This is a genomic window from Pseudomonas tolaasii NCPPB 2192, assembly GCF_002813445.1.
Taxonomy (GTDB): domain Bacteria; phylum Pseudomonadota; class Gammaproteobacteria; order Pseudomonadales; family Pseudomonadaceae; genus Aquipseudomonas; species Aquipseudomonas tolaasii.
The window spans coordinates 3,641,059-3,667,069 of the sequence record NZ_PHHD01000001.1 but is presented as its reverse complement, the minus strand read 5'-3'; the positions used below and the strand labels follow the sequence as shown (position 1 = coordinate 3,667,069).

Sequence of the window (26,011 nt, the reverse complement as noted above, 5' to 3'; positions counted from 1 at the left end):
TCACCCGAGGCTTGTATGCTGATTCCCTACGACGCACTTGAAGTCGACACCCTGACCCGCCTCATCGAAGATTTCGTGACCCGCGACGGCACCGACAACGGTGATGACACCCCGCTGGAAACCCGCGTACTGCGCGTGCGCCAGGCCCTGACCAAAGGCCAGGCGTTGATCGTGTTTGACCCTGAAAGCGAACAATGCCAATTGATGCTCAAGCACGATGTGCCCAAGCATCTGTTTGACTGAGGATGTTCAAGGGTTGGCCTGGGGTTCTGCGGCCTGGCGTTCGAGGATCTTCTGGTAGACCTCGGCCCGGTGCACGTTGACGCCTGACGGGGCCTGGATACCGAATTTCACTTGGGTACCGTTCAGTTCGAGAATGTGCAGGGCGATGTCATCGCCGATAGAGATGATTTCGCCTACGGCGCGGCTCAAGACCAGCATGGCGGTTGTCCTTTTTTGAGTGACAGGACCTTGAACATGCGCGCTTGGAGGGAGCCGGGCAATGGCTTGCGGTTAAATCAGGCGGGGCCTACATTTTTGGGTAATTTTGCTGACAGACTTGAGGTGATTTGAGCAGCCTCACAGCCGACCTGAGTGATGTGGGAGCTGGCTTGCCTGCGATGCAGGCACCTCGGTGTGTCAGGTGCACAGAGGTGATTCAATCGCAGGCAAGCCAGCTCCCACAGGCTATACCCCCCCAAAGCAACTCAGCCCTTAACCGCTCCCGCCTGCGCCTTGGCCCGCATCTTGTCCGCCATCAGCGTCATTTCGTCATACAGCAACTGCGGGTTCTTCTGCTTCAATGCCCACGCCATCCGCCCCTGCTCGTGGGGCAGAATCATGAACTCGCCCTCAGCCACCCGCTGGTAGATGTAGTCGGCAATGTCCGCCGCCGAAATCGGCGAACTCTCGAGCAGCTTGCCCACCTGGGCCTTCATCGCCGGCGTCGGCCCACGGAACGAGTCCACCAGGTTGGTCTGGAAAAACGACGGGCACACCACATGCACCCCCACTTCCTGCTGCTTGAGCTCCACCAGCAAACTTTCCGACAACGCCACCACGCCCGCCTTGGCCACGTTGTAATTACTCATCGCCGGGCCCTGCATCAACGCCGCCATCGAAGCGATGTTGATAATCCGGCCCTTGCTCTTCTCCAGCAGCGGCAGGAACGCCTTGCAGCCCTTGACCACACCCATCAGGTTGATTGCGATCTGCCAGTCCCAATCCTCCAGCGATAACTCGGCAAAGAACCCGCCCGAAGCCACGCCGGCGTTATTGACGATCACATCAATGCCGCCCAGCTTCACTTCACACGCCTGGGCAAACGCCGTGAGCTGGCTGTAGTCGCGCACATCGCAGCGCTGCACAAACCCGTCGCCGCCCGCTTCGCGCACCATTTTGAGGGTCTCCTGCAGGCCGGGCTCGCTCACGTCCGACAAGGCCAATTGCCAACCCTCGCGGGCCCAGCGCAGAGCGATTTCACGACCGAGGCCCGATCCGGCGCCCGTGATCATCATGCGATTTTGCATAGGAACATTGCCTTGTGGTTCACAGAAGAAGTGATCGGCAGTGTAGCGAAGGTTTTTCCCGCACCCACGCACCATCCAATTGATGAATGCCTCGGGCAAACCGGGGGCCGGGTGCGAGGCGGGCTTATAGCGTAAGTTCAATATTTTTCAACTAATACGCTGTTTTTGCGAACGCATTAAAAGAAATAAGCAAGTTTGCGAAATGCTTTAAAGAATCATGGAATTTTTCAGCAAGGCGCACAGTCGGAGTTGTTAAGGCGTCCGCATTTAAATGACGGCCTCTCGTTTAATAACCGGTCTTATAGAAGGCCTATAAGGAAAAAACCATGAGCCTCATTCTAATCATCATCCTGATCCTGCTGCTGGTTGGCGGTTTGCCAGTATTCCCTCACTCGCGCAACTGGGGTTATGGCCCGTCAGGCATTCTGGGCGTTGTCCTGGTAGTTCTGGTGGTGTTGTTGTTACTCGGCCGTATATAAACGCAGGGTAAAAAAAAGAGGCCTCATTGAGGCCTCTTTTTTATTGCCGATTTATTAGTCCGGCTTGCCGTCAACCACACCGGCGGTGTTATCCAACAGGCTCTTGGTCGCGGTTTGCAGGAACGACTCAAGTTTCTGCTTCAGCGCGGCTTCGTCCGGCGATTCGGGAATCACTTTGCCGGTCGGTTCGGCGCCCAGTTCGTATTCCCACAACTTCGGCGGCATTTCCTTGGGCAGTACCAGAATACGGTCGGCTGTCACCAGCGCAACGGTCTGGTCGCTGCCCGACGGCTTGATCACGCCAAAGCCCTTGTCGCCTTCGGGCAAGTTCAGCAGATCGCGGCCCCAGCATTGGTGCAAGGTGTCGCCGCCGAGACGGCCCATGATGGTCGGCACGATGTCGATTTGAGTACCCACGGTGTGGTCACGCTGGCCGAACTTTTCCTGCATGCCCGGCGCGATCATCAGCATCGGCACGTTGAAACGGCCCAGGTCCATTTCGGTGATCTGCTGCTCGTTGCCGAAGCCGTGGTCACCCACAATCACAAACAGGGTTTCCTTGAAGTACGGCTCCTTGCGGGCTTTTTCAAAGAACTGGCCCAGGGCCCAGTCGGAGTAGCGCATGGCCGTCAAATGCTCGTCCAGGCTGCCACGACCGGTGACCTTTTCGACCGGCAACGGCGTCGGCAAGGCATATGGCGTATGGTTGGACAGGGTCTGCAACAGCGCATAGAACGGTTTGCCGCTTTCACCGCGGGTTTTCAGTTCTTCCAGGCCACGGCTGAACATGTCCTGGTCAGAGACGCCCCATGTCGGGTCGGAGAACACCGGGTTCACGAAGTCGTTGCGCCCGATGAAATTGGTCATGCCCTGGTTGCTGAAGAACCCGGACTGGTTGTCCCAGGCAAAATCGCCGTTATAGACATACACGTCGTCAAACTTGCGCGCGCTCAGCAGCTGTGGCAGGCCCGACAGCTTGTGGCTGCCTTCCGGGGTCTGCATCAGATATTCGAAGCCCGGCAGGTTCGGGAAGCACGCCATGGTGGCGAACATGCCCTGGTGGGTGTGGGTACCGTTGGAGAAGAAACGGTCGAACAACAGGCCTTCCTTGGACAGCTTGTCGAAGTACGGCGTGATATTGCCTGGGCGGCCCAGCGCGCCCACCGAGTGACCGGCGAAGCTTTCCATCAGGATGACCACGACGTTCTTGATCGGCAGGGTCTTGTCGGCCGGTGGCGTGTAGTCACGGCGCACGGCGGCGGTGTCGGTATCCACCAGTTTTTCCTGCGGCAGCACCAGCATGTCACGCACGGTCTGGGTCGCCAGCGGCTGATCCAGGGTGGCTTTCCAGATATTCGAACGCTCTTCGGAGAAGCGCGACTTGGCGGCGGCAATCAGCGACAAGGTGCCGTTGAGGCCGAGCTGGTTGGCGAAGTTGGAGTCGGTGGTGTAGACGTCACCCCAACGCAGCGGTGGACCCTGGCGCAGCGTGCCGCGAATGGCGACCACCGCGATCAACAGGCAGACCACGAACACGGCGATGCGCGTGTACCACGGCGCCACCTGGCGGGTGCCGATGCTGCCACCGCTGAACGGGCCACGCGGGCGGGTGGCACGGTCGGCGCCCTTGAAGGCGATGCTCAGGATCAGCGTGCCCACGGCCCAGGCCAGCAGGTAGCGCACTACCGGGAAACCGTACCAGAGCATGCTCATCACGGTTTTCGGGTCTTCCTTTACATACTGGAAGACCAGGCCGTTGAGGCGCTGGTGGAATTCACGGTAGAAGTCCATTTCCATCAGGCCCAGGAACAGGGCAATGCTGGACGCGACAGTCAGCCACAAACGGAAGAAGCCCCGTGCCGCCATGGCCCGAACGCTGAACAAGGCCAGCAGCAGCGGAACCAGCACGTACATCACCAGGCGTATATCCAGGCGCAGGCCGTTGGCGAACGCTTCAAGGAAGGTCGAGGCCGGCGTGTCGAGGATCATCTCGCGGTTGTAGACCAGCAGCGCCAGGCGCAGCAGGGAGAACATCACCATCATGACCAGTGCGCAGAGCAGCGTGTACGCCAGATGGGATTTGACGGTCGGTTGCAGCAGGCGATTAGAAGCTCGCTGCTGACTCAGGGCGTCCGGGTTTGCCATGTCGTTTCAGGACCCATTGGAAGTTTAAGTTACGAAATAATGCAGTGGCGTCCGTCCCTCGCCCAGGCGAGCTGGGGTAGGCGGTTAACGCGGTGGCGCAAATGGTGCCCGATCAATAGCATCAACGCTATTAATTACTGAACGTGCGCGGTTGCAATGCCTTTAGCGGCCCTGGCGTTAGAGCCTTGGCCGCACTGTAAAAGCGGGCGAATTGTCTTGGATAAGATGTGAAAATTGTGTGCAGTGAATATTTCGAAACATAAATCCAATGAGTGTACTGAAACCAATGTGGGAGCGGGCTTGCCCGCGATTGCGGTGTCTCAGCCACAGATGTGCTGATTGACATACCGCTATCGCGGGCAAGCCCGCTCCCACATTTACTGTGCCTGTTTCACATTGAGTGAAATGCTTAAATCCGCACATTCCCCCGTGGCCCGGCAATCGCCCAGATAATCAGGCCCAGGACCGGCAACAGCAGGATCAACAGAATCCACAGCACTTTGGCGCCCGTGCTGGCACCGCTTTTGAACACATTGATGATCGCCCAGATATCCAGTGCCAGGATGATCAGGCCAATCAGGCCATTAAACGTCGAACCCATGGTGTCGCTCCTAAAGTGAGGGCATGCCTCTTTAGGATAGTCAGCCGTGACGGCGGTTCCGTTTTATTTCAGACGTGTACTGCCACGCGCAGCGCTTCCAGGGACGGCTCGGCCTTGATGCCGACCTCGGCGCACAGCTCCAGCACGCGCGGCAGGTCGTTGCCGTACACCAGCACCGTCTGGATTTCGTCATCGAGCAACTGGCTGAAGTTGAGCAGCACGTAGCCGCCGTCTTCCGGGCTGAGGGCACTCATCTGGATCTGGATGCGGTTCAGCGCAGTCAGGGCCTCGGTCCTGGCCAGTTGCTTGGGCTTGAGGTTGAAAGCCACGCCCGGGCCGAACGAGGCGACGATCTGCGCAAACAGATCGCCATAGGTGTCAGCCTGGAACAGCACCGTGTCGGGCAGGCTGCCGACCACCACCCACTCCCCCAACGGAATAGGGAAAGTATCGTCGTAGTTGATATCCGGATTGTCCGTCAGAAACGCCGCAGGGTCCGCATAAGCCTGGGCCGCTTCTTCGGCGATGCGCGCCACCTCGTCCGCCCCCATCACGCCGGCGCTGATTTTGCTGATAAGTTCGACGAGGGCAGCGTGCATGAGGTGATCCTGTGACGGGCGGGTTTTTGAGGGCGCGTAGCCTACACCAGTTTCTGCAACTGCGCCGCCGTATCCACTGCGCCCATGGTCTGGGCCGCCGCCAGTGCGGTGGCGCCCTGGGCATCGGTGGCCTTGGGGTTAGCGCCCTGGCCGAGCAGGTAGTCCACCATTTCGACGCGGTTGAACATCGCCGCCATCATCAAGGCGGTGCGCCCGTCGGAGGAGGTCGCATCCACGGGTGCGCCGCCTTCAATCAGCGCCCTGACCACCGGCAGATTGCCCTTGAACGCCGCGCCAGCCATCGGCAGCTGGTTTTTGTCGTTGGCGATTTGTGGGTCAGCCTTGAATTCAAGCAGCACTTTTACCGCGTCGGCGTGGCCGTGGTAGGCCGCGAGCATCAGCAAGGTGTCGCCATTATGGTTACGCAAGTTGGCCGGCAAGCCTTTGGCCAGCAGTGCGGCAAGCATGGCCGCATCGCCACGGCGGGCGACGTCGAAAACCTGCTCGGCAAACTCGGCGGCTTCGTCTTCGGTCATTTGTTTGGGCTGCTCTGACATGTGGGGCTCCTTGGCGTGTGCTTTCTAAGGTCGCCAGTGTCGCCAGTGAGTTCCCCACCTGTCATGGCTTTTTTGTCAAAAACGGCCATAGGCAGAATCAATAAGCCGGTTTTCAGTAACGAAAGTGCCCGCCCTGAATCTGCGCCAACAACGGCCCGGTGACCGGCACGTAACAATCCGAACCCGGCAGCCAGGCGAACACCGGGTCATTCCCCGCCTTGTCCGGGTCAAACGCCTCCTCCTTGAGCTTTACCTTCTGGTATTTGAAGGTGCCGGTGGTTTCCATCTGCACCTTGATGCGCAAGAACAGCGGCACCGCATAGTGCGGCAACTGGCCATGGGCGAACTGCAGCAACTCGCGCATGTCCAGGGAGGCCAGGGATTCGCTCGGCGTGATGGCAACCATGCCGGCGCGGCCATTGGTGTTTTCGATCTCGACGCCGTAGGCCACTACCTCAGCAATCTGCGGGTGTTGCAGCAGCACGTTTTCCACTTCGGTGGTGGAGACGTTTTCGCCTTTCCAGCGATAGGTGTCCCCCAAACGATCGACAAATTGCGCATGGCCGAAGCCGATACTGCGCAGCAAATCGCCGGTATTGAAATAGCGGTCGCCCTTTTCGAACACGTCGGTGAGCACCACCTTGCGATTTTTTTCCGGGTCGGTGTAGCCATCAAAGGGCGACTTCTCATCGATCCTGGCCAGCAACAGGCCCTGCCCGCCTGTTTGCACCTTGCGCATAAAACCATCGCTGCCACGCAGGGGCTCGCCGGTGTCAGGGACGTAGTCCACCAGCGCCCAGTGCTGCAGGCAAAAACCGATGGTGTTGTCGAAATTCAGCACATTGGTAAAGCCGATATTGCCGTCGCTGGCGGCATACAGTTCACAGATGTGATCCACGCCGTAGCGCTGCTTGAACTGCGCCCACACACCAGGGCGAAGGCCGTTGCCGACCATTTTGGTTACACGGTTATCAAGATCTTGCGCACCCGGCGGCTGGTCGAGCAGATAACGACACAATTCGCCGACATACCCCAGAGTCGTGGCCTTGAACTTGCGCGCGTCCTCCCAGAACTGGCTCGCGCTGAACTTGCGCCGAATCGCGAACCCTGACGCGCCGACAATCGCCGAGCCCCAACACACGCACAGGCCCGTGGCGTGATACAGCGGCAACGTGCAATACAGGACGTCATCCGGCCCCATGTCCAGAGCGATGCTGCCAAAGCTCACGGCGGTTTTGGTCCAGCGCCCGTGCTTCATGATGCCGGCCTTGGGCAGGCCGGTGGTGCCGGAGGTGTAGATATAGAAGCAGGGGTCGTTGAAAAAGATCTGCGCGGTGCTGGCCGGGTTGTCTTCGGCACATTCGGCGCTGGCAGCCATCAAGTCGATATAGCCCTCGGGCGCCGGGGCTACGCTGCTGTCCGCGACAAACCAGGTCCGGTCGGCCGCGATCGCTACCTGATCGCGCACGGCGTCAAACGCGCCGGCCAACTCTGCGCCCACCACAATCGCCACCGGGGTCACCAGGTTGAGGCTGTGCACCAGCGTCGCCTGGGTTTGGGAGGTATTGAGCATGGCGCAGATGCCGCCCAGCTTGGTCACGGCCAGTACGCTCAATAACAATTCGGGGCGATTTTCAATAAACAGCGCGACGACATCCCCTTTGGCAATGCCTTGAGCCTGCAGGTAATGAGCGAGCCGGTTCGCGCGCCGGTTGGCTTCGCTATAACTGAGCACGGTTTCGCCATACAACAAGGCCGCGCCATCCGGGTTGCGCAAGGTGGCTTGTTCGAAGTGCCAGCCCAGGCCGCATGGCTGTACGGGGTCGGTCACATTGGCAGCGCGCATGCCGCGCACCACGCGAGGCAGGGCTTTAACAATGGAGGGCACCTTACGCAGCATCATGCCCCAGGTGATCATCTCGTCTTGCTGATGGCTCATGGAGGAACGTCCTTTTTCTTATTCTTGGCCGGATCCGACACATCGGCATGCCTGTAGGCAGGATGCCGATGCCTTGCAGGAAAATACGCCCAGGGTTCTTTGGCTGTACACGCAGGATTTGAAAAGTTTTGTATCCCGGCGGCAGTACGACAGGAATGGAATTTCACGCTGACGCGCAGGTCATTAAGAGAAGCCACACGCGCAAACAGCCGGTGGCGATAACGCAAAATGCAGGATGCACGATGGCCATTCATGCAAATTGCACGAAAACAAAAATCCGAGAAAATTTTAAGCTGTTGTTTTATAAAGACTTTTTATAAAAACCAATACTGGCACAATCACTGCACCTATCACTCCATGCTTGCCAACTTGAGCCAACGGAGCTGATAGACATGAGCCTGATCCAAGACAAATTCGCTTCTGTATTCTCCCAATACGATGTCACCACCCAGCCACGCCCTGACGGCGGCATTTTGCTGACCCTGCGCAACAGCGAAGGCAAACAGGTCAAACGCTCGATTTCGTACCAGCAATTGCACACCGCCGACCAACTGACCTGGGTTATCAGCGCCATCCGCCGTGATCTGGCTGAACAAGCCAGTGAGCTGCCGCAAATTTCCATGCTGCAAAGCCAAAACCGCTTTGCACTGCCGACTTACCACTCGGCTTAAGCGTACAAATACAAAAAGGGCCGCGACGCCATCCAGCGTCGCGGCCCTTTTTCATGCCTTCAGAACAGTCCCTGGCGAGCGGCTTCATTCATCGCCTGTACCCGGTTCGTGACCTGCAACTTGCCGTAGATGTTGCGCAGATGGAATTTCACCGTGGCCTCGGATGTGGCGCGAATCCGGCTGATTTCCCAAACCGTCTTGCCCTCGGCAGCCCAGCGAAGAATTTCCAGTTCGCTCGCCGTCAGTGGTTTCCCGCTCAAACTCAGGCGTTTTCTGACAGCCATCGGTACGATAACAGGCGTACGACACGACTCCTCTCGGCCACTCATTGTTCTCTCTCCTTTCGTTAGCGGATGCCTTGCCACCCTTCGGATTCCTCCTATTGACAGGTGACATAAACATCGAGATAGAGAGAGTTACACAGTGAATGGAATGAAAGCATAAGACGCGAAATAACCAGCCGAGCCTTACAGATATCCAGGCTTCTTCCCACAGCAACTTACAACTCGCCGGGGTTGAAAACCTGGATTCTTCAATTTAATCGTCCAGACCGGGGAAATCTCGCGATAGCGCGTCACCGGTAAACTCCGGCACTGAACCTTGAGCGCTGTTGAATGGGCGCAGCGTTACTAAGTGCGGGTTCTCACCCATATCAAACCAATGGGCCAAACCGGCGGGAATAACCAGCAAGTCATTTTTCTCGCAACGTACGGCGTACACGTAATCGCCGACATGCAGGCTGAACAGTCCCTGGCCGGCCACGAAGAAACGTACTTCATCCTCGCTGTAACGGCGCTCACCGAGGAACCCGGCACGCCCTTCGTCTTTTTGCGGGTGATCGCTTGTGATACGGACGACTTCCACCGAACGGTAACCCAGCGCGTCGATCTGCGGCTGATAGGCGGCGATGATGTCCGCATCACTGGCGCCCTTCTCAATCGGGGCCGGCTGCCAGCGCTCGAAGCGCACGCCGTGTTCGGCGAGGGTCGAGGCGATGTCGTCGAAGTGGGTCAGCACCTTGTTGGGGGTGTCCGCAGTGGCGATGTGATAGACGGCTACATAACTCATTGCACGTTTCCTGTGTTCGGCTCTTGCAATCGAAGGCCAATGATAACGGCAGCAGCCAACGCCGCGACGCTGGCAATACTAAAGGTGAAGGTCGGGCCCAGCAGGTTCCAGCTGTAACCGGCGTAGAGTGCGCCCAATGCGCCGCCGGTGCCGGCCAGGGCCGCGTAAAGCGCCTGGCCCTGGCCCTGTTGGCGGTCGCCAAAGCTGCGCTGCACAAAGGCAATCGCCGAGGCGTGAAAACTGCCGAAGGTGGCGGCGTGCATCATTTGCGCCAGCAACAGTACCCACAGGTGTTCGGCAAACGAGCCCAGCAGCAGCCAGCGCAGTGCCGCCAACAGAAAGCTCGCCAGCAACACCCGGCGCACCGAAAACCGCATCAGGATGCGGCTCATGGCCAGGAACATCAGCACTTCCGCCACCACGCCCACGGCCCACAGCATGCCGATCACGCCACGGCTGTAGCCGAGGTGTTCAAGGTGCAGGGTCAGAAAGGTGTAATACGGGCCGTGGCTCATCTGCATCAGCGCCACACAGGCATAAAACGCAAGCACGCCGGGGCTGCGCAGTTGCTTGAAGAACCCGTCGGCGGCCAGGCGGTTGCCATGGGCGGCAGGCTGGGCGTTCGGCACCCACAGGCTGGCACCGATGATGCCGGCCATGATCACCACAACCACCACCGGGTAGATGTCCAGGCTCAACCAGTCGAACAGCCGGCCCATGATCACCACTGTGAGGATGAAACCGATGGAGCCCCACAGGCGAATCTGGCTGTAGCGCGAGGTCTGTTTTTGCAGGTGGGCCAGGGTGATCACTTCAAATTGCGGCAACACCGCGTGCCAGAAGAACGCGTGCAGCGCCATCACCAGGGCCAGCCAGGCATAGGTCTTGCTGACGAAAATCAACGAAAAGCTCGCCAGCGTGCACACTGCGCCGAAACGCACGATGGCCAGGCGTCGGCCGGTGTAGTCCCCCAGCCAGCCCCACAGGTTCGGCGCCACGCAACGCATCAACATGGGAATGGCCACCAGCTCGCCGATTCGCGCGCTGGAGAAGCCCAGGTGATCGAAGTACAGCGCCAGGAATGGCGCCGTCGCCCCGAGCAGGGCGAAGTAGAAGAGGTAGAAGCTGGAGAGGCGCCAGTATGGGAGGGCTGGAGTCATATTGTAGGGGGCTGCTTCGCAGCCCGGCGGGACGGTGCGACGATTCGACAAGCTCCCTCGCCACAGTAGCGCGTCACAGCTGGCCCAGCACCGGCGTACTTACACGCACATCGGCGTTTTGCCCGCGGTTGCGCAGCAGGTGGTCCATCAACACGATGGCCATCATGGCTTCGGCGATCGGCGTGGCACGGATGCCGACGCACGGGTCATGGCGGCCCTTAGTGATCACGTCCACCGGGTTGCCGTGCACGTCGATCGAACGACCCGGGGTGGTGATGCTCGACGTGGCCTTGAGGGCCAGGTGCGCCACGATCGGCTGGCCGGAGGAAATGCCACCGAGGATGCCACCGGCGTTGTTGCTCAGGAAACCTTCCGGGGTCAGTTCGTCGCGGTGTTCGGTGCCGCGTTGGGAGACGCAGGCGAACCCGGCGCCGATTTCCACGCCCTTGACCGCGTTGATGCTCATCAGCGCGTGGGCCAGTTCGGCGTCAAGGCGGTCGAAGATCGGCTCGCCCAGGCCTGGTTTCACGCCTTCGGCGATCACGGTGATCCTGGCGCCGACCGAATCCTGGTCGCGACGCAGCTGGTCCATATAGGCTTCCAGCTCCGGCACCTTGTCCGGGTCAGGACTGAAAAACGCGTTGTTTTCCACGCTGTCCCAGGTCTTGAACGGGATTTCAATCGGGCCCAACTGGCTCATGTAGCCACGCACCACGATGCCCTGGGTCGCCAGGTACTTCTTGGCGATGGCACCGGCAGCCACGCGCATCGAGGTTTCGCGCGCCGAGCTGCGGCCGCCGCCACGGTAGTCGCGCTCGCCGTATTTGTGGTGGTAGGTGTAGTCGGCGTGGGCCGGGCGAAACAGGTCCTTGATCGCCGAGTAGTCCTTGGACTTCTGGTCGGTGTTGCGGATCAGCAGGCCGATGGCGCAACCGGTGGTGCGGCCTTCGAATACGCCGGAGAGGATTTCGACTTCGTCGGGCTCCTGGCGCTGGGTGGTGTGGCGGCTGGTGCCGGGCTTGCGGCGGTCGAGGTCGCGCTGCAGGTCTTCCAGGGACAGCTCGAGGCCGGGCGGGCAGCCGTCGACAATGGCGACCAACGCCGGGCCATGGCTTTCGCCCGCGGTGGTGACAGTGAACAGCTTGCCGAAGGTATTGCCGGACATGCAGGGCGCTCCGTGAAATCAGTTGAATCAAGTCAACCGTAATAACTTAAGGCGGCCAGTATACGCAGGCTATTCGACTAGTTCATCCTCGAAACCTTACCGGTAGACATCTGTCCAACCGGCACCTTCCCGATGATGGCGCGATGATGCTGCGAGTTCTGCTTTTAACCCTCACCCTGTTTTCCAGCCTGGGCTTCGCCGCCTCCCCTGTGGTGCTGCAACGCCCCATCAGCCTCGACACCGGCAGCGGCGAGCTGTTTGGTTCGCTGTTGCTGCCGCAATCGGACAAACCCGTGCCCGTGGTGCTGATCATCGCCGGCTCCGGCCCCACCGACCGCAACGGCAACAGCGCCGACGGCGCGCGCAACGACAGCCTCAAGCGCCTGGCCTGGGTGCTGGCCCGCAACAACATTGCCAGCGTGCGTTATGACAAACGCGGTGTCGCCGCCAGCCTGGCCGCCACCCCGGACGAGCGCAACCTGACCCTCGACGCCTACGTGGCCGACGCCGTGGCCTGGGGCAAACTGCTCAAGGCCGACAAACGCATGGGCCCGCTGATCGTGCTGGGCCACAGCGAAGGTGCATTGGTCGCCACCCTCGCCGCGCCGCAACTGCAACCCGCCGGCGTGATTTCCCTCTCCGGCAGCGCCCGGCCGGTGGACCAGGTGATCCGCCAGCAACTGGCCGACCACCTGCCCCCTGCCCTGCTGTTGCGCAGCAATGAAATGCTCGATCACCTCAAGGCCGGCCAGGTCGATGCGGATGTGCCCGGCCCGCTGGAGGGCATCTTCCGACCCACCGTGCAGCCATATCTGATCAGCCTGTTTCGCGCCGACCCATCGGCCGAATTCGCCAAACTCACGATGCCGGCGCTGATTATCCAGGGCACCAACGATATTCAAGTCGGTGTCGCCGACGCTCAACAATTGAAAAAGGCCAAGCCCGATGCGCAACTGACCGTGATCGAAGGCATGAACCACGTAATGCGCATCGTGCCCAAGGACGTAAAGGAGCAACTGGCCTCCTATAACGACCCCAAACTGCCGCTGGCGGCCGAACTGGGGGCACGCATCGTGCGCTTTATCGACGGACTTCAACCCCGTTAAGCGACTATTGGCCTCCAGTCCTCGGCAAAACGGCCGATAAGCCAGGAGTCGACAGCAACAAGGCTGTCGGCTCGCAAGGCTTGGACAGGATCGCGCCGCATGACAACCACTGAAGCAACACCCGAACCTACCGCCGACACCCCGGCTGACAACACCGAGGCCGTCGCGGCGGCGGCTCTGCCGTGGGCGGACGTACAGGCCGAACACTTCAAGATGTTGCGCCTGGCCCCACTGGCGACCGACCGCGCCACCGGGCCACGCCCGTTGCGGTTTGTGCAGTTCGGCTACGCCGAGCGCAACGACAAGCATCGCAGCCTGCTGCGCATGGTCATTCAATTGCCGGGCCAGCGCGTACGCCGCGAACAGAACCATCTGGACATCTGGGTCGATCACGACACCCACCGCGTGCATTTCGGCCCAGGCAACAGCCTGGAAATCGAACCGGCCAACCGTGGCCTGGGGCGTTTCCTGGTGGCGCAAGGCGCCGCCTGGGCGAAAAAACGCTGGTCGCATTACCGCGTCGACGGCGTGGACCTCGCCAACAAGGACGCACTCAACGAAGCCACCCGCCTGCGTCGCGATCACTTCCTGCGCATCCAGGGTTTTGACGTGGCTTACGCCGACGTGCAGCACCTCAAAGGCAACGTGCAACCGGGCAAGGTCAGCGACGTGCTCGACAGCTGGAACTCCGAGAAGGTGCAGTTTGTGGAAATTCTCGAAGCTGCGCAGATGTTGCAACAGGCCGAGCACAACCTGGCCGAGCAGGAAGTGAAGCTGCGCAAGGAAGAAGAAAAGGTCACCAAGTTCAAGCGTGAGGACAGCGGCTTGCGCTTCACCATTACGTGTTTGGTGGCGTTTACGGTATTTCAGGCGGGGTTGTTGATCTGGATTGCGACACACCGGTAGTCGATTGGAATGCAACCTGAATTGTGGGAGCTGGCTTGCCTGCGATAGCGGTAGTGCATTTGTTACTGATGACCGCTATCGCAGGCAAGCCAGCTCCCACACCGGGCGCATATTTGCCGTTAAACCCTGGCGGCGAACACGGCCTGATGCTGGCGGCACTGCTCGGCCGTCAGCATGAACACGCCGTGGCCGCCGCGCTGGAATTCCAGCCAGGCAAAGTCCACTTCCGGGTACAGCGCTTCAACGTGCACCTGGCTGTTGCCCACTTCGACAATCAGCAAGCCTTTCTCGGTCAGGTGGTCGGCGGCTTCGGCCAGCATGCGGCGCACCAGGTTCAAGCCGTCATCACCGCAGGCCAGGCCCAGCTCCGGCTCGTGCTGGTACTCGTCGGGCATGTCGGCGAAATCTTCGGCGTCCACGTACGGCGGGTTGGACACGATCAGGTCGAAACGCTGGCCCGGCAAACCGTCGAAGCCGTCGCCTTGCACGGTGTACACGCGCTCATCAACGCCGTGGCGCTCAATGTTCTGGTTGGCTACTTCCAGGGCTTCGAAGGACAAGTCACCCAGCACCACTTCGGCGTCCGGGAATTCGTAGGCGCATGCAATGCCGATGCAGCCGGAGCCGGTGCACAGGTCGAGGATGCGTGCCGGTGATTTGCCCAGCCAGGGTGCGAAGCGGTTTTCGATCAGTTCGCCAATCGGCGAGCGGGGGATCAACACACGCTCATCAACGATAAACGACATCCCGCAGAACCAAGCCTCTTTCAACAGGTAAGCCGTCGGCACGCGCTCGTGGATACGGCGGTGCAGCAAGCGCTGGACGTGGGAAATTTCCTCTTCTTCGAGGTTGCAATCCAGATAGCTGTCGGCAATTTCCCACGGCAGATGCAAGGCACCCAACACGAGCTGGCGGGCTTCGTCCCAGGCGTTGTCGGTGCCATGCCCGAAAAACAGGTCTTCCCCATGGAAACGGCTGACAGCCCAACGGATGTGGTCGCGCAAGGTGCGCAGGCGGGAGGTGATCACGGGGGCAAGCTCCTGGAAAAAACGACTGGGGATTCTAACAGCCTTCGCCTGTCCCTTCGATGTCTGAAACCTCTGCGCCACCCGTCGGAATTCATCCAATTTGCCATCATTGCGCTACACAAGCCGTGCACTTGACATCGCTGCACGTCAACAACGGCGTACCTTACGATGGTAGCGATTCACAGAACCGCTCAGCCAGTGGACAATGTGACAAAAGCCCCCCTCACAGGAGCCCCAGAATGTCCGTTCCAAAGACGATGTTTCAACTCAGCGGTCGCGGTTACGCAGCAGCCAACCTGAACCATGCGACCCTCGTGATCATCGACGCCCAGAAGGAATACCTCAGCGGCCCGCTCGCGCTGTCCGGCATGGACGCGGCGGTCGACCACATCAAGCAACTGGTCGCAGCCGCCCGCAACGCCGGGCGCCCGATTGTGCATGTGCGCCACCTGGGCACCGTCGGCGGCCTGTTTGACCCGCAGGGTGAACGCGGCCAATTCATTCCAGGCCTTGAACCCCTGGGTGACGAAACCATCATCGGCAAACTGTTGCCGAGCGCCTTCCACGGTACCGGCCTGGAAAAGCACCTGCAGGACCTGGGCTCCCTGGACCTGATCGTCTGCGGTTTCATGAGCCATTCCAGCGTCAGCACCACCGTGCGCGCCGCCAAAAATCTGGGTTTTCGCTGCACCCTGGTGGAAGACGCCTGCGCCACTCGCGACCTGCCTTACAAAGGCGGCGTGCTGAGCGCCGAACATGTGCACCAGACTGAAATGGCCATCATGGCCGACAACTTCGCCACCCTCGCGCTGACCAAAGATCTGATCTGATCGACCTTCTGATGAGCGGCGCGGCAATGTTTATTGCCCCGCTCATCCGCAAAGCCCTTTCATTTGGCGCATTTACCCCTGCCCCCGGAACAACCTGTGTATCTTCCGGTCGAAGGGCCGATACCCTGGAGGAAAGGTCGGAATGAAGATATCCGATGGTTTTGATGCTCGTCGCTTGCGCCCCAAGGGCCCGAGCAACTGGCGTCTGCGCCTGGTGGCGGGCTTTGCCGCGCTGCTGGCGATTGTTGGTGTGTTGTTGGCCGGCGCTGGTGGCGCCGGGCTGTTTGGCCACTCGCCAGCCCTTGGCGAGTTGAATGCCAGCCCTGGTGGCTCGGCGATCCTGGCCGTGGTCGGCCTGCTGGTGTTGTGGTTGGGCGTGTGGTTATGGCGCCGCAGCCGTCGGAAAATGCGCCAGCCCTTGTCGTTGAATATCGCTTCGCACCTGATGAAAAAGCACGACTGATGGCACCTGGATAGCGTTTCCTGCGCCCCGGCCGCCGCGATTTAGGTAAACTGCCCGCCCTTCGCGGAGGCTGACATGCAAGACGACGATTTTTCCCTGTTCAAAAACGAGCTGCGCGGCGTCAAGCCGATCAAGCACGACCGCGCCGACACCGGCAAACCCAAGGCTGACCGGGCGCAGATCGCCAAACTGCGCCAGGCCGCGACCGTGCGCACCGATGCGACCACGGTGGATGGCTTGTCGGACCAGTTCGTTATCGACGTAGGCCCTGAAGACGAACTGATGTGGGCCCGCGACGGTGTGCAGGAAAGCCAGATGCGCAAGCTCAAGATCGGGCAGATCCCCTTCGAAGGCAGCCTCGACCTGCACGGCATGAGCGTGGAGAAAGCCCGCGAAACCCTTTGGGCCTTCCTCGCCGAAGCCACCCAATTCGAAATCCGCTGCGTACGCGTCACCCACGGCAAGGCCGTACGGCTTGACGGCAAGCGCCCGATGATCAAAAGCCACGTCAACACCTGGCTGCGCCAGCATGCCCAAGTGCTTGGCTTTACCTCGTGCCAGGCACGCCACGGCGGCGCCGGTGCGGTGTATGTGATGCTCAAGCGCACCATGATGGAAGGCCGCGACGAGTAACAAGTGCCATCGTCAAGCTTGCAGCGATGTGCCCGCCGCCGTACCCTTGCGCTTTGCGAAAATCCCACAGGTAGTTTCATGTCCCTGGAACAGAATTACACGGCGATCCTCGGCCAGCTCGGCGAGGACGTTTCCCGCGAGGGCCTGCTTGACACGCCAAAGCGTGCCGCCAAGGCGATGCAGTACCTTTGCCGCGGTTATGAACAGACACTGGAAGAGGTCACCAACGGTGCCCTGTTCAGCTCTGACAACAGCGAAATGGTGCTGGTCAAGGACATCGAGTTGTACTCGCTGTGCGAACATCACCTGCTGCCGTTTATCGGCAAGGCTCACGTCGCGTATATCCCGAGCGGCAAAGTGCTGGGCCTGTCGAAAGTCGCACGTATCGTTGATATGTATGCGCGCCGCCTGCAGATCCAGGAAAACCTCAGCCGCCAGATCGCCGATGCCGTGATGCAAGTCACCGGTGCCCTGGGCGTGGCGGTGGTGATTGAAGCCAAGCACATGTGCATGATGATGCGCGGTGTGGAAAAACAGAATTCGTCAATGATCACCTCGGTGATGCTGGGTGAGTTCCGCGAAAACGCGGCCACCCGCAGCGAATTCCTCAGCCTGATCAAGTAACGGGCTGCGCAGGAAAAAGCCGGCGTTCATCGCCGGTTTTTTTTCGCCCGTAAAATTCAGGTAAGCTGCCACCCCTTCGGTATCGGGCAAGAGGTTTCAGCATGTTCGTCAAAGCACTTCGAGTGGGTCTCGGCCACGTCATCATCGCGGGCGACTTTCTGACCCGCCCGCGCAAAAAGCAGCGCTCCGCCGAGCAACAGGCTCAGGTGAATACGGCGGCCAAAGCACTGACCCTGTATCAATTCCACGCCTGCCCGTTCTGCGTGAAGACCCGTCGCACCCTGCACCGCCTGAACGTACCGGTGGCCCTGAAGGACGCGAAGAACAACGAGCAGGACCGCCAGACCCTGCTGGAGCAAGGCGGCAAGATCAAAGTGCCGTGCCTGCGCATCGAAGAAAATGGCCAGACCACCTGGATGTATGACTCCAAGGTGATCATCGATTACCTCGACAAGCGCTTCGCGGCAATCTGACAGACTCCGGTCACCCCGTGGGGGAGCTGGCTTGCCTGCGATGACGGTGTATCAGTAGCAGAAATGCCGGCTGACCCACCGCCATCGCAGGCAAGCCAGCTCCCACATTCAGTTTTGTATTTCCAGGTTCAACAGCGCCGAACCCAGGCACTTGCCATGGGCATCCAGCGCCAGCGAGCGCGTCACCCCGCCACGCAGGATCCCCGGCAGTACAAAATTCAGTGCCTGCACATTGGGTAATTCATAACGTCGCACCGGCGCCGCGCCCGGCTCCCGTAGTCCGCTGAAAAACGCGGCCACACGCTCGGCCGTGAGCTGCTCGCACAGCAACGGATAGTCCTCGGCGCGATAGGCAATGATCGAGATGTTCGACGTATCGCCCTTATCCCCGGTGCGGGAATGGGCCAGCCTCTGCAGCTTCATGCTTCGATCCTCGGGTTGACCTGGCCACGCGGCAGCAACAACGACGCCACCGCCACCACCTGCCGCACACTTTTACTCGCACCGCCGCCGCCCGACGGGCCATTGGTGTAGAGCGTCTCCACCTCGTTGCCGACGCGCACCGCTTCACTGCGTTCGTCACAGCGGGCCGCCACGCGCAGGCGCACTTCCCAGGGCTCGACGCCGCTGCGCGGGCCGTGCAACGAATCCATGCCGATCAGTTCAGCGCGCACGTCCTGCATCTTCACCCCCATCATTTCGAGACGCTTGAGCACGACATCCCGCGCCAACTGCGCTCGTGCGACAGCGCCCGGGCCGCCGTAGGACATTTGCCCCTCGCCGATCCAACCGTCCAAAAAACCGACGCTGACCTTCAACTGCTCGGGCCGCGCCCGGCCCGTGGCGCCTTGTGCGCGCACGCGGTCAATACCCTCCTCCACAAAGCCTACGTGGGAAAAGTCGGCCGTCACATCCGGGGTCAGATACGCCGCCGGGTCGTGCACTTCATAAATCAACTGCTCGGTGCAGGTGGCGCGGCTGACCCGCCCACCCGACCCCGCGACTTTGGTGATCAGCGCCTCGCCGTCAGCGGTGATTTCAGCCAATGGAAAACCCAGGCGCGCCAAATCTTCCACATCCTTGAACCCCGGATCGGCAAAGTAGCCGCCACTGACCTGCCCGGCGCACTCCAACAAATGCCCCACCAGCGTGCCGCGCCCCAGGCGCTGCCAATCATCCGCCGCCCAGCCGAATTCAAACATCTGCGGCGCCAGGAATAGCGACGGGTCAGCCACGCGCCCGGTGATCACCACGTCCGCATCGGCACGCAACGCTTCCAGAATGCCGTCGACGCCCAGATAGGCATTCGCAGAAATCAGCTGATTGCCCAAAGAACCGAGGGTTTGACCGTTGTCCAGCACCTGCTCGGGCTGCAAGACACCCAGCACGTCATCGCCCACCACTGCCACCACCTTGAGGCTCAGCCCCAATTCGCCGGCAACACGGCGCACTTCAACCGCCGCCGCCAGCGGGTTGGCTGCGCCCATGTTAGTGATCACTCGCAGACGGCGGCGGCCTTCACGTTCACCCACAAATGGCAACACGCGGCGCATGCGCTCGCTCAGCAAAGGGTCGTAGCCACCCTGCGGATCGCCGATGCGCGCCTGTTGCGCCAGGGCGATGGTGCGTTCGGCCAGGCATTCGAACACCAGGTAATCCAGGTCACCCCGTTCGGCCAACTCCACGGCAGGCTCGATGCGGTCGCCGGAATAGCCGGCGCCGGAACCGATGCGCAAGGTTTTCATTTAAATCACTCCCAAGAGCAATGCCGTCAGGGTCATCAACACCGACGCGGCAAACAGAAAAGGGATGGTGAAGCGCTGGTGGTCGGCCAACTCGACCTTGCACAGCCCCACCAACAGGAAGGTCGCGGGGGTCAGCGGGCTGACCGGAAAACCAGTGGTGTGCACGCCCAGCAGCGAGGCCTGGGCCACTTGCAGCGGATCGACGCCCAGGGCTTTGCCGACCTCGGCGATCACCGGCATCACGCCGAAATAGTAGGAGTCGGGATCAAACAGCAGGCTCAACGGCATGGAAATAAAGCCCACCACCGCAGGAATCAGCTTGCCGTGGCCCGCCGGAATCTGCGCCACCGCGACTTCGGCCATGGCCTTGAGCATGCCGGTGCCTTGCATGATGCCGGTGAACACCCCGGCGGCGAGCAGGATACTGGCCATGGTCAGCGCGGTTTTCGCATGGGCATCGATGCGCGCACGCTGGGCGTCTACATTCGGGTAGTTGATGCACAGCGCCACCACGGTGCCGAGCATGAACATCACCACCGGATCGACCCAGCCGGCAATCATCACCACCATGACCAGCACGGTGAGGATCAGGTTGAGCCAGAACAGCCGGGGGCGGCGCAGTTTGATGTCGTCTTCACTGAGCACCCGCTGCGGCACCGCGTCCACGGAGGCGCCAGCGCCGAGGCCCAGACGTTTTTCTTCACGGCGGCCCAGCCACCAGGCGCAGGCGAATACAAAGGCCAGACCGACGATCTGCACCGGAATCAGTGGCTGGAACAGGTCTGCCACCGGCACATGCAACGCCGCCGACGAGCGCAGCACGGGACCGGTCCACGGCAGAAAGTTGACCCCCGCGGCCATGGCGCAGACGCAGGCAAGAATGCGTTTGTCGATACCCAGCCGCGTATAGAGCGGCAGCATCGCCGGCACCGTCACCAGAAAGGTCACGGCGCCGGAGCCGTCCAGGTGCACCAGCAGCGCCAGGGTCGCGGTGCCAACGACAATTCGCGTAGGACGCGTCCCAACCGTACGCAGGATGCGGTCGATGATCGGGTCGAGCATGCCGGCGTCGGTCATGATCCCGAAAAACAGGATCGCAAACACAAACATGCCAACCACGGGGGCGACGTTCTTGATACCGGTGATGATGAAGGCGCTGGTTTGCAGGCCGAAACCGCCGAGCAACGCGGCGATGATCGGCAAGGCGATCAGGGCCACCAGCGGCGAGAGGCGTTTGCTCATGACGGCAGCGAGCAAGCACAGGATGGTGATGACACCCAGGGTAGCGAGCATGGGGTACTCCAGAGCGGCCTTTGTGGCCGGTTATTGTTTTCCCTGGAGTATTGGAAGCGGGTTAGTCTTTGTAAATTGGAATATTCACCCGCTCGTGTTCGGAAAAACAAAATGAAGAACAGTATCCAGCACATTCAGGCATTTCTCGCCGTCGCCCGCACCGGCAGCTTCACCAAGGCGGCCAATGAGCTGCACCTGTCGCCATCGGCATTGACGGTTCAGGTACAGCAACTGGAGGACTGGCTGGGCGTCGCCCTGCTCGACCGCAGCCCGCGCCATGTGAGCCTCACCGCCGCCGGTCAGGAAGCGCGCGGGCCGATGGAAAAACTGCTGCTGGACCTGGACAACATCGTCACCGGCTCCCGCGACCTCGCCGCCCTGCGCCGGGGTGTGGTCACCATCGCCGCCCTGCCCTCCGTGTGTGCTGGCGCGCTGCCACCGGCCCTGCGCCTGTTTCGCGAACGCTTTGCCGGCATCGAAGTGCGCCTGCACGACCTGGTGGCCCACCGCATTCATGCGCAGGTGCGTGCCGGTGAAGTGGATTTCGGTATCGGCGTGCGCGCGCGGCTCAGCCACGGCCTGGATTTTTTGCCGGTACTCAATGATCGACTGTGCGCGTTCGTGCCGAAGGATCATCCCCTGACCCGTCACCGCCAACTGACGCTGGCACAGCTGGCCGACCAGCCGATCATCCTGACCGGACGCGACAGCAGTGTGCGCGAGCAAGTGGATGCGCTGTTCGACGAGACGCGGCTGACGATGAACGCGGGGATGGAGGCCAACTACATGTCGACGGTGTTGGCGTTGGTGCGTCAGGGGCTGGGGATCAGTGTGCTGCCGGAATCGGCGGCCGACAGTCTGGAGGGGTTGGTGCGGATCGCGATCGACCATCCGGGCGTCAATCGGGAGATTGGATTGATCAGTCGTAGTGGAATGGGCTTGAGCCCTGCGGCGCAGCGTTGTTTCGATATGCTCAGCGAAGAACTCTCTGACACACCACCCAGCTAGATGTTGAAGCTGCTTCGTGTGGGAGCTGGCTTGCCTGCGATGGCCTCACCGCGGTGCAACTGATACACCGCTATCGCAGGCAAGCCAGCTCCCACATAAGTCTGCACACAGCGTTGGCGCTGCGTTTAATCCAGCATCGCGACGTGCTTCGGATGGCTGGCCACCCGCGCCAGCCACGCCTGCACGGCCGGGTACGGTGCCAGGTCGAAGCCACCCTCATGGGCCACGTGGGTGTAGGCATACAGCGCGATATCGGCAATCGAATACTGCTCGCCCACCAGGTACGGCGTGGCTTGCAATTGTTTCTCCATCACCTTTAACGCCTTGTAGCCGCGTTTGTGGCAGGTTTTGTACTCCTCCAGGCGGTCCTGCGGCATGTTCAGGTAGAACTGGATAAACCGCGCCACCGCAATGTAGGGCTCATGGCTGTATTGCTCGAAAAACTGCCATTGCAGCACCTGGGTACGCAGGCGTGGCTCGGTGGGCAAAAACGCGCTGCCGTCGGCGAGGAAGTTGAGAATCGCGTTGGATTCCCACAGGCAGGTACCGTCTTCCAGCTCCAGTACGGGGATCTTGCCGTTGGGGTTCTTGGCCAGGAACTCGGCGGTCTGCGTGTCACCCTTGAGGATGTCGACATCGATCCATTCGTACGGGATGCCCAGCAGGTTGAGCATCAATTTGACCTTGTAGCAGTTGCCCGACTTGTAATCGCCATAAACCTTGTACATGACACTCCCCTTATGCCGCTCGCGCGTGCTGTGCTTGACGTACCACCGCAGCCAGGCGTTTGAGACCTTCGTCCAAACGGGCCGGGTCAATATGGCTGAAATTGAGCCGCAACGAACCCAGGTGTCGGTCCGGCTCGGAGAAGAAGGGTTCACCGGGCATGAACGCGACGTTTTGATCCAGCGCTTGCGCCAACAAGGTGCGGGTATCGAGCGGCTGTTTCAAGGTGAGCCAGAAGAATAATCCGCCCTGGGGCGTTTGCCAGTCGGCCAGGTCGGCGAAATGACGTTGCAGGGCTGCTTGAAATGCGTCACGGCGCTCTCGGTAAAAACTGCGCAGTTCTACCAAATGCTGTTGATAGGTGTCGGTGCCGATCCACTGCATCGCCTGCCACTGGCCCACGCGGTTGGTGTGCAGGTCGGCCGACTGCTTGAGCTTGAGCAAGTGCGGAAACAGATCCGGGCTGGCAATCAGGTAACCGACGCGCAGGCCCGGCAGCAGGGTTTTGGACACCGTACCGGTGTAGATCCAGCTGGCCTTCTTCAGGCGCCCGGCGATCGGCTGCGCGCGCCGCCGTCGAAGGTCAGTTCGCGGTAGGGCTCGTCTTCAATCAGCGTCACGTCGAACTCATCGAGCAACGCAGCGACGGCAGCGCGCTTGGCCTCGCTGTAGCGCACGGCGGACGGGTTCTGGAAAGTCGGGATCAGGTAGATGAACGCCGGGCGGTGCTGTTCCAGGCTGTTGCGCAGCGCGGCCAAGTTCGGGCCGTCGGCTTCCAGTTGCACGGTGAGGCAATCGGCGCCGAACAGCTGGAAGATCTGCAGTGCGGCCAGGTAGGTCGGGCCTTCCAGCAAAATTTGCGTACCTTTGTCGAGATACAGCTTGGCCGCCAGGTCGAGGGTTTGCTGGGAGCCGCTGACCACCAGCACCTGGCTGGCCTGGCACGGCACACCCAGCGCACGCGCCTCGGCAGCGAGCAACTCACGCAGCTGCGGCTCGCCCTCGCTCATGCCGTATTGGCCGATGTTCAGCGGCATGTCGTCCCAATTCAGCGCGGGCAACATGGCTTCGGCGGGCAGGCCACCGGCGAATGACATCATTTCCGGGCGCTGGGCCGCGGCGAGGATTTCACGAATCAAGGAGCTTTTGAGGCGCGTAACACGTTCTGAGAAGGCCATAAGGTCACCGCTGGCGAAGCTTGGGGGAAATACGTCAAACTGGTTGACCGAAATTACGACGACTTCAGTGGATACGTCAACATGCTTGACCTTAAAAACCCGATTCACCAGCAAGAGGCCATGAAAGCGTTCTTCTTCGGTTACCAGGCGTTTACCGCCAAGGCCGATGAGATGCTTGAACGCCGGGGCCTGAGCCGCGTGCATCAGCGCATCGTATTTTTTATTGCGCGTTATCCCGCGCTAAGCGTGAAAGAGCTGCTGGAACTGCTGGGTGTGAGCAAGCAGGCGTTGAACATGCCGTTGCGTCAATTGCAGGAAATGCACCTGGTCAACAGCGTTGCGTCCGAGACCGACAAGCGCAAACGCCTGCTGGAACTGAGCGAGGAAGGTTTGCGTTTTGAGCAGTCATTGCGCCGTGAGCAGGTGAAATTGCTGCAGCGCGCGTTCGGGGATGCCGGGGAAGACGCCGTGGCGGGATGGCTGGCGGTGAATCAGGCGCTCGCTAAAGCTTGATGGTTGCGATGCTAACAACAACGCCCCTGGGTAAGCCTTTCATCCCCTTTCGCCCAGCCGATCGAAAACATTATTTGCTTTATTTGTATACAAAAGCATAATCCACTGCGTGCGAGTTCTTGACCTATTGGTCAACAAAACCCGCCAGTACCTCAAAGCGCTGTTGCCCACTTTTTGTGACCGGCGCTGGAAATAACAATAAAACTCTTGAGGAGTACTCGCTGTGGAAAGCCGCAAATCCGAAGCCCCTACGCTGGAAATCGCCCGGCCCAACAACCGTTGGCTGGAACGTCTGTTCAAACTCAGTTTGCACGGCACCACAGTGAAGACCGAACTGATCGCCGGCCTCACGACCTTCATCACCATGGCCTACATCATCTTCGTCAACCCCAACATCATGGCCGACGCCGGTATCGACCATGGCGCGGCGTTCGTTGCCACCTGCATTGCCGCCGCGCTGGGCTGCCTGCTCATGGGCCTGTATGCCAACTGGCCGGTGGGCCTGGCGCCGGGCATGGGCCTGAATGCGTTCTTTACCTACACCGTGGTCGGCACCATGGGCTACACCTGGGAAACCGCGCTGGGTGCGGTGTTCATTTCCGGCGTGCTGTTCATGGGCCTGACCCTTTCCCGCGTGCGCGAATGGCTGCTCAACAGCATTCCGGTGAGCTTGCGCCATGCCATGGGCGCAGGCGTGGGTTTGTTCCTCGGGGTGATCGGCTTGAAGACCGCCGGCATCATCGTCGACAGCCCGGCCACCCTGATCAAGCTCGGCTCCCTGCATGAACCCGCGCCGCTGCTGGCCGCCGTGTGCTTTTTGCTGATCGCCATCCTCAGCTACCACCGCGTGTTCGGCGCGATCCTGATCAGCATCATCGCCGTGACACTCGCCGGCTGGGGCCTGGGCCTGGTGCACTACAACGGCATTCTCTCCACACCACCCAGCCTGGCACCCACCTGGATGGCGATGGACGTGAAGGGTGTATTCAATGTCAGCATGATCAGCGTGGTATTTGCCTTTCTTTTTGTACACATGTTCGACACCGCAGGTACACTGATGGGCGTCGCGCAGCGGGCGGGCCTGGTGAACGCCGAAGGCAAGATCGACAACCTGTCTCGTGCCCTGAAGGCTGACAGTGCGTCGAGCGTATTCGGCGCCATGGTCGGCGTGCCGCCAGTGACCAGCTATGTGGAAAGTGCTGCGGGCGTGGCTGCCGGGGGCCGCACCGGGTTGACGGCGGTGACCGTGGGCGTGCTGTTTGTGGCGGCGATGTTTTTTGCGCCATTGGCGGGGATGATCCCGGCCTATGCCACGGCGGGCGCGCTGATTTATGTGGCGATGCTGATGATGGCGAGCATGGCCCATATCAATTGGGATGAAGCCACCGACAGCATTCCGGCGATTGTCACCGCGATCATGATGCCGCTGACCTTCTCGGTCGCCGACGGGATCGCCCTGGGCTTCATCACGTATGTGGCGCTCAAGGCCGGTACCGGCAAGTACCGCGAGATTTCCGTCAGCCTGTGGGTGTTGTGCGCGATCTTTATCGCGAAATTTATCTTTCTATAAAG

29 protein-coding genes and 1 pseudogene are annotated in these 26,011 nt (G+C 60.6%); 13 read left to right on the top strand and 17 right to left on the bottom strand.

Going from position 1 to position 26,011, the window contains the following annotated elements; genetic code table 11:
* Positions 1-15 precede the first annotated feature (15 nt).
* On the top strand, positions 16-243 hold the full coding sequence (locus tag ATI14_RS17035; protein WP_003192759.1) for a YheU family protein: 228 nt from the start codon (positions 16-18) through the stop codon (positions 241-243).
* Positions 244-249: 6 nt separating this feature from the next.
* On the opposite strand, the gene csrA is transcribed toward ATI14_RS17035, so the two are convergent.
* Together csrA and ATI14_RS17020 are read right to left on the bottom strand one after the other, a co-directional pair.
* Positions 250-441, bottom strand: a complete 192-nt coding sequence (csrA, locus tag ATI14_RS17030) for a carbon storage regulator CsrA (protein ID WP_016970107.1) — start codon at positions 439-441, stop codon at positions 250-252.
* Positions 442-707: 266 nt separating this feature from the next.
* Positions 708-1,529, bottom strand: coding sequence for an SDR family oxidoreductase (locus ATI14_RS17020; RefSeq protein WP_080520330.1), 822 nt, complete (start codon positions 1,527-1,529; stop codon positions 708-710).
* A gap of 326 nt (positions 1,530-1,855) precedes the next feature.
* Between ATI14_RS17020 and ATI14_RS17015 the strand changes: the two genes are divergently transcribed.
* The gene (locus ATI14_RS17015; protein ID WP_003236711.1) at positions 1,856-2,008 is read left to right on the top strand and encodes a DUF3309 family protein; all 153 of its coding nucleotides are present in this window, start codon (positions 1,856-1,858) and stop codon (positions 2,006-2,008) included.
* Between the two features lie 54 nt (positions 2,009-2,062).
* Here the strand turns inward: ATI14_RS17015 and ATI14_RS17010 are convergent, their stop codons facing one another.
* The 5 genes from ATI14_RS17010 to ATI14_RS16990 all read right to left on the bottom strand — a co-directional run bounded on the left by ATI14_RS17010 (position 2,063) and on the right by ATI14_RS16990 (position 7,849).
* Positions 2,063-4,153, bottom strand: coding sequence for an LTA synthase family protein (locus ATI14_RS17010; RefSeq protein WP_016970109.1), 2,091 nt, complete (start codon positions 4,151-4,153; stop codon positions 2,063-2,065).
* 409 nt (positions 4,154-4,562) lie between these two features.
* Positions 4,563-4,754: a PLDc N-terminal domain-containing protein gene (locus tag ATI14_RS17005; protein ID WP_003172956.1), complete on the bottom strand. Its 192-nt coding sequence runs from the start codon at positions 4,752-4,754 to the stop codon at positions 4,563-4,565.
* A 68-nt stretch (positions 4,755-4,822) separates the two neighbouring features.
* Positions 4,823-5,353 (bottom strand): hypothetical protein, encoded by a 531-nt coding sequence (locus ATI14_RS17000; protein ID WP_016970110.1) that lies wholly within the window; start codon positions 5,351-5,353, stop codon positions 4,823-4,825.
* Between the two features lie 41 nt (positions 5,354-5,394).
* Positions 5,395-5,910, bottom strand: coding sequence for an ankyrin repeat domain-containing protein (locus ATI14_RS16995; RefSeq protein WP_016970111.1), 516 nt, complete (start codon positions 5,908-5,910; stop codon positions 5,395-5,397).
* Positions 5,911-6,022: 112 nt separating this feature from the next.
* Positions 6,023-7,849: a long-chain-acyl-CoA synthetase gene (locus ATI14_RS16990; protein WP_016970112.1), complete on the bottom strand. Its 1,827-nt coding sequence runs from the start codon at positions 7,847-7,849 to the stop codon at positions 6,023-6,025.
* A gap of 392 nt (positions 7,850-8,241) precedes the next feature.
* On the opposite strand from ATI14_RS16990, the gene ATI14_RS16985 reads away from it, so the two are divergent.
* Positions 8,242-8,520 (top strand): DUF3509 domain-containing protein, encoded by a 279-nt coding sequence (locus ATI14_RS16985; protein WP_016970113.1) that lies wholly within the window; start codon positions 8,242-8,244, stop codon positions 8,518-8,520.
* 59 nt (positions 8,521-8,579) lie between these two features.
* On the opposite strand, the gene ATI14_RS16980 is transcribed toward ATI14_RS16985, so the two are convergent.
* The 4 genes from ATI14_RS16980 to aroC form a co-directional block, all read right to left on the bottom strand.
* Positions 8,580-8,849 carry a response regulator transcription factor gene (locus ATI14_RS16980; protein ID WP_016970114.1) on the bottom strand — a complete coding sequence of 90 codons (270 nt, stop codon included), beginning with the start codon at positions 8,847-8,849 and terminating at the stop codon, positions 8,580-8,582.
* A gap of 208 nt (positions 8,850-9,057) precedes the next feature.
* A complete protein-coding gene (locus ATI14_RS16975; RefSeq protein ID WP_016970115.1) occupies positions 9,058-9,588 on the bottom strand; it encodes a 1,2-dihydroxy-3-keto-5-methylthiopentene dioxygenase in 531 nt (176 codons plus the stop codon).
* A complete protein-coding gene (locus tag ATI14_RS16970; RefSeq protein WP_016970116.1) occupies positions 9,585-10,748 on the bottom strand; it encodes an MFS transporter in 1,164 nt (387 codons plus the stop codon). Before ATI14_RS16970 ends, ATI14_RS16975 begins: the two co-directional genes overlap by 4 nt.
* Before the next feature lie 73 nt (positions 10,749-10,821).
* A complete protein-coding gene (gene aroC / locus ATI14_RS16965) occupies positions 10,822-11,913 on the bottom strand; it encodes a chorismate synthase (protein ID WP_016970117.1) in 1,092 nt (363 codons plus the stop codon).
* Positions 11,914-12,056: 143 nt separating this feature from the next.
* Here aroC and ATI14_RS16960 point away from each other — a divergent pair, with 143 nt between their 5' ends.
* On the top strand, positions 12,057-13,019 hold the full coding sequence (locus ATI14_RS16960; RefSeq protein ID WP_016970118.1) for an alpha/beta hydrolase: 963 nt from the start codon (positions 12,057-12,059) through the stop codon (positions 13,017-13,019).
* A 99-nt stretch (positions 13,020-13,118) separates the two neighbouring features.
* Entirely contained in the window at positions 13,119-13,925 is an 807-nt protein-coding gene (locus tag ATI14_RS16955) for a hypothetical protein (protein WP_016970119.1), read from the top strand.
* 119 nt (positions 13,926-14,044) lie between these two features.
* Here ATI14_RS16955 and prmB read toward each other — a convergent pair whose 3' ends face one another.
* Positions 14,045-14,953, bottom strand: a complete 909-nt coding sequence (gene prmB, locus ATI14_RS16950; RefSeq protein ID WP_016970120.1) for a 50S ribosomal protein L3 N(5)-glutamine methyltransferase — start codon at positions 14,951-14,953, stop codon at positions 14,045-14,047.
* Positions 14,954-15,192: 239 nt separating this feature from the next.
* Here prmB and ATI14_RS16945 point away from each other — a divergent pair, with 239 nt between their 5' ends.
* The 5 genes from ATI14_RS16945 to ATI14_RS16925 all read left to right on the top strand — a co-directional run bounded on the left by ATI14_RS16945 (position 15,193) and on the right by ATI14_RS16925 (position 17,976).
* A complete protein-coding gene (locus ATI14_RS16945; protein WP_016970121.1) occupies positions 15,193-15,783 on the top strand; it encodes a cysteine hydrolase family protein in 591 nt (196 codons plus the stop codon).
* Between the two features lie 142 nt (positions 15,784-15,925).
* Positions 15,926-16,246, top strand: a complete 321-nt coding sequence (locus ATI14_RS16940) for a hypothetical protein (protein WP_016970122.1) — start codon at positions 15,926-15,928, stop codon at positions 16,244-16,246.
* Between the two features lie 75 nt (positions 16,247-16,321).
* Positions 16,322-16,879 (top strand): Smr/MutS family protein, encoded by a 558-nt coding sequence (locus tag ATI14_RS16935; protein ID WP_016970123.1) that lies wholly within the window; start codon positions 16,322-16,324, stop codon positions 16,877-16,879.
* A 78-nt stretch (positions 16,880-16,957) separates the two neighbouring features.
* The gene (gene folE / locus ATI14_RS16930) at positions 16,958-17,503 is read left to right on the top strand and encodes a GTP cyclohydrolase I FolE (RefSeq protein ID WP_003442011.1); all 546 of its coding nucleotides are present in this window, start codon (positions 16,958-16,960) and stop codon (positions 17,501-17,503) included.
* A 101-nt stretch (positions 17,504-17,604) separates the two neighbouring features.
* Positions 17,605-17,976, top strand: coding sequence for a glutathione S-transferase N-terminal domain-containing protein (locus tag ATI14_RS16925; RefSeq protein ID WP_016970124.1), 372 nt, complete (start codon positions 17,605-17,607; stop codon positions 17,974-17,976).
* Positions 17,977-18,084: 108 nt separating this feature from the next.
* Here the strand turns inward: ATI14_RS16925 and ATI14_RS16920 are convergent, their stop codons facing one another.
* The 3 genes from ATI14_RS16920 to ATI14_RS16910 are packed head-to-tail and all read right to left on the bottom strand — an operon-like array spanning position 18,085 to position 21,014.
* Entirely contained in the window at positions 18,085-18,399 is a 315-nt protein-coding gene (locus ATI14_RS16920; RefSeq protein WP_016970125.1) for an AtuA-related protein, read from the bottom strand.
* Entirely contained in the window at positions 18,396-19,721 is a 1,326-nt protein-coding gene (locus ATI14_RS16915; protein ID WP_016970126.1) for an acyclic terpene utilization AtuA family protein, read from the bottom strand. The genes ATI14_RS16920 and ATI14_RS16915 overlap by 4 nt, the downstream gene beginning before the upstream one ends.
* A complete protein-coding gene (locus ATI14_RS16910; RefSeq protein WP_016970127.1) occupies positions 19,722-21,014 on the bottom strand; it encodes a CitMHS family transporter in 1,293 nt (430 codons plus the stop codon).
* A 111-nt stretch (positions 21,015-21,125) separates the two neighbouring features.
* Here ATI14_RS16910 and ATI14_RS16905 point away from each other — a divergent pair, with 111 nt between their 5' ends.
* A complete protein-coding gene (locus tag ATI14_RS16905) occupies positions 21,126-22,022 on the top strand; it encodes a LysR family transcriptional regulator (RefSeq protein WP_016970128.1) in 897 nt (298 codons plus the stop codon).
* A 125-nt stretch (positions 22,023-22,147) separates the two neighbouring features.
* Here the strand turns inward: ATI14_RS16905 and ATI14_RS16900 are convergent, their stop codons facing one another.
* Both ATI14_RS16900 and ATI14_RS16895 read right to left on the bottom strand, forming a co-directional pair.
* Complete coding sequence (locus ATI14_RS16900; RefSeq protein WP_016970129.1) at positions 22,148-22,750, bottom strand: glutathione S-transferase family protein; 603 nt, start codon at positions 22,748-22,750, stop codon at positions 22,148-22,150.
* Between the two features lie 10 nt (positions 22,751-22,760).
* Positions 22,761-23,926: pseudogene (locus ATI14_RS16895) on the bottom strand (aminotransferase-like domain-containing protein).
* An 81-nt stretch (positions 23,927-24,007) separates the two neighbouring features.
* Between ATI14_RS16895 and ATI14_RS16890 the strand changes: the two are divergent.
* Positions 24,008-24,439 (top strand): MarR family winged helix-turn-helix transcriptional regulator, encoded by a 432-nt coding sequence (locus ATI14_RS16890; RefSeq protein WP_016970132.1) that lies wholly within the window; start codon positions 24,008-24,010, stop codon positions 24,437-24,439.
* Between the two features lie 223 nt (positions 24,440-24,662).
* On the top strand, positions 24,663-26,009 hold the full coding sequence (locus ATI14_RS16885; RefSeq protein WP_016970133.1) for an NCS2 family permease: 1,347 nt from the start codon (positions 24,663-24,665) through the stop codon (positions 26,007-26,009).
* Positions 26,010-26,011 lie beyond the last annotated feature (2 nt).

What these genes read in the sequence shown, in the direction of transcription:
- ATI14_RS16925 (WP_016970124.1), top strand. Translation starts at nt 17,605, where the DNA reads ATGTTCGTCAAAGCACTTCGAGTGGGTCTCGGCCACGTCATCATCGCG.
- ATI14_RS16940 (WP_016970122.1), top strand. Translation starts at nt 15,926, where the DNA reads ATGAAGATATCCGATGGTTTTGATGCTCGTCGCTTGCGCCCCAAGGGC.
- ATI14_RS17020 (WP_080520330.1), bottom strand. Translation starts at nt 1,529, where the DNA reads ATGCAAAATCGCATGATGATCACGGGCGCCGGATCGGGCCTCGGTCGT.
- ATI14_RS16995 (WP_016970111.1), bottom strand. Translation starts at nt 5,910, where the DNA reads ATGTCAGAGCAGCCCAAACAAATGACCGAAGACGAAGCCGCCGAGTTT.
- ATI14_RS16920 (WP_016970125.1), bottom strand. Translation starts at nt 18,399, where the DNA reads ATGAAGCTGCAGAGGCTGGCCCATTCCCGCACCGGGGATAAGGGCGAT.
- ATI14_RS16970 (WP_016970116.1), bottom strand. Translation starts at nt 10,748, where the DNA reads ATGACTCCAGCCCTCCCATACTGGCGCCTCTCCAGCTTCTACCTCTTC.
- aroC (WP_016970117.1), bottom strand. Translation starts at nt 11,913, where the DNA reads ATGTCCGGCAATACCTTCGGCAAGCTGTTCACTGTCACCACCGCGGGC.
- ATI14_RS16945 (WP_016970121.1), top strand. Translation starts at nt 15,193, where the DNA reads ATGTCCGTTCCAAAGACGATGTTTCAACTCAGCGGTCGCGGTTACGCA.
- ATI14_RS17000 (WP_016970110.1), bottom strand. Translation starts at nt 5,353, where the DNA reads ATGCACGCTGCCCTCGTCGAACTTATCAGCAAAATCAGCGCCGGCGTG.
- ATI14_RS16980 (WP_016970114.1), bottom strand. Translation starts at nt 8,849, where the DNA reads ATGAGTGGCCGAGAGGAGTCGTGTCGTACGCCTGTTATCGTACCGATG.
- ATI14_RS16985 (WP_016970113.1), top strand. Translation starts at nt 8,242, where the DNA reads ATGAGCCTGATCCAAGACAAATTCGCTTCTGTATTCTCCCAATACGAT.
- ATI14_RS16915 (WP_016970126.1), bottom strand. Translation starts at nt 19,721, where the DNA reads ATGAAAACCTTGCGCATCGGTTCCGGCGCCGGCTATTCCGGCGACCGC.
- ATI14_RS16890 (WP_016970132.1), top strand. Translation starts at nt 24,008, where the DNA reads ATGCTTGACCTTAAAAACCCGATTCACCAGCAAGAGGCCATGAAAGCG.
- ATI14_RS16935 (WP_016970123.1), top strand. Translation starts at nt 16,322, where the DNA reads ATGCAAGACGACGATTTTTCCCTGTTCAAAAACGAGCTGCGCGGCGTC.
- ATI14_RS17015 (WP_003236711.1), top strand. Translation starts at nt 1,856, where the DNA reads ATGAGCCTCATTCTAATCATCATCCTGATCCTGCTGCTGGTTGGCGGT.
- ATI14_RS16990 (WP_016970112.1), bottom strand. Translation starts at nt 7,849, where the DNA reads ATGAGCCATCAGCAAGACGAGATGATCACCTGGGGCATGATGCTGCGT.
- ATI14_RS17010 (WP_016970109.1), bottom strand. Translation starts at nt 4,153, where the DNA reads ATGGCAAACCCGGACGCCCTGAGTCAGCAGCGAGCTTCTAATCGCCTG.
- ATI14_RS16910 (WP_016970127.1), bottom strand. Translation starts at nt 21,014, where the DNA reads ATGCTCGCTACCCTGGGTGTCATCACCATCCTGTGCTTGCTCGCTGCC.
- ATI14_RS16955 (WP_016970119.1), top strand. Translation starts at nt 13,119, where the DNA reads ATGACAACCACTGAAGCAACACCCGAACCTACCGCCGACACCCCGGCT.
- ATI14_RS16975 (WP_016970115.1), bottom strand. Translation starts at nt 9,588, where the DNA reads ATGAGTTATGTAGCCGTCTATCACATCGCCACTGCGGACACCCCCAAC.
- ATI14_RS16905 (WP_016970128.1), top strand. Translation starts at nt 21,126, where the DNA reads ATGAAGAACAGTATCCAGCACATTCAGGCATTTCTCGCCGTCGCCCGC.
- csrA (WP_016970107.1), bottom strand. Translation starts at nt 441, where the DNA reads ATGCTGGTCTTGAGCCGCGCCGTAGGCGAAATCATCTCTATCGGCGAT.
- ATI14_RS16900 (WP_016970129.1), bottom strand. Translation starts at nt 22,750, where the DNA reads ATGTACAAGGTTTATGGCGATTACAAGTCGGGCAACTGCTACAAGGTC.
- ATI14_RS17005 (WP_003172956.1), bottom strand. Translation starts at nt 4,754, where the DNA reads ATGGGTTCGACGTTTAATGGCCTGATTGGCCTGATCATCCTGGCACTG.
- ATI14_RS17035 (WP_003192759.1), top strand. Translation starts at nt 16, where the DNA reads ATGCTGATTCCCTACGACGCACTTGAAGTCGACACCCTGACCCGCCTC.
- folE (WP_003442011.1), top strand. Translation starts at nt 16,958, where the DNA reads ATGTCCCTGGAACAGAATTACACGGCGATCCTCGGCCAGCTCGGCGAG.
- ATI14_RS16960 (WP_016970118.1), top strand. Translation starts at nt 12,057, where the DNA reads ATGATGCTGCGAGTTCTGCTTTTAACCCTCACCCTGTTTTCCAGCCTG.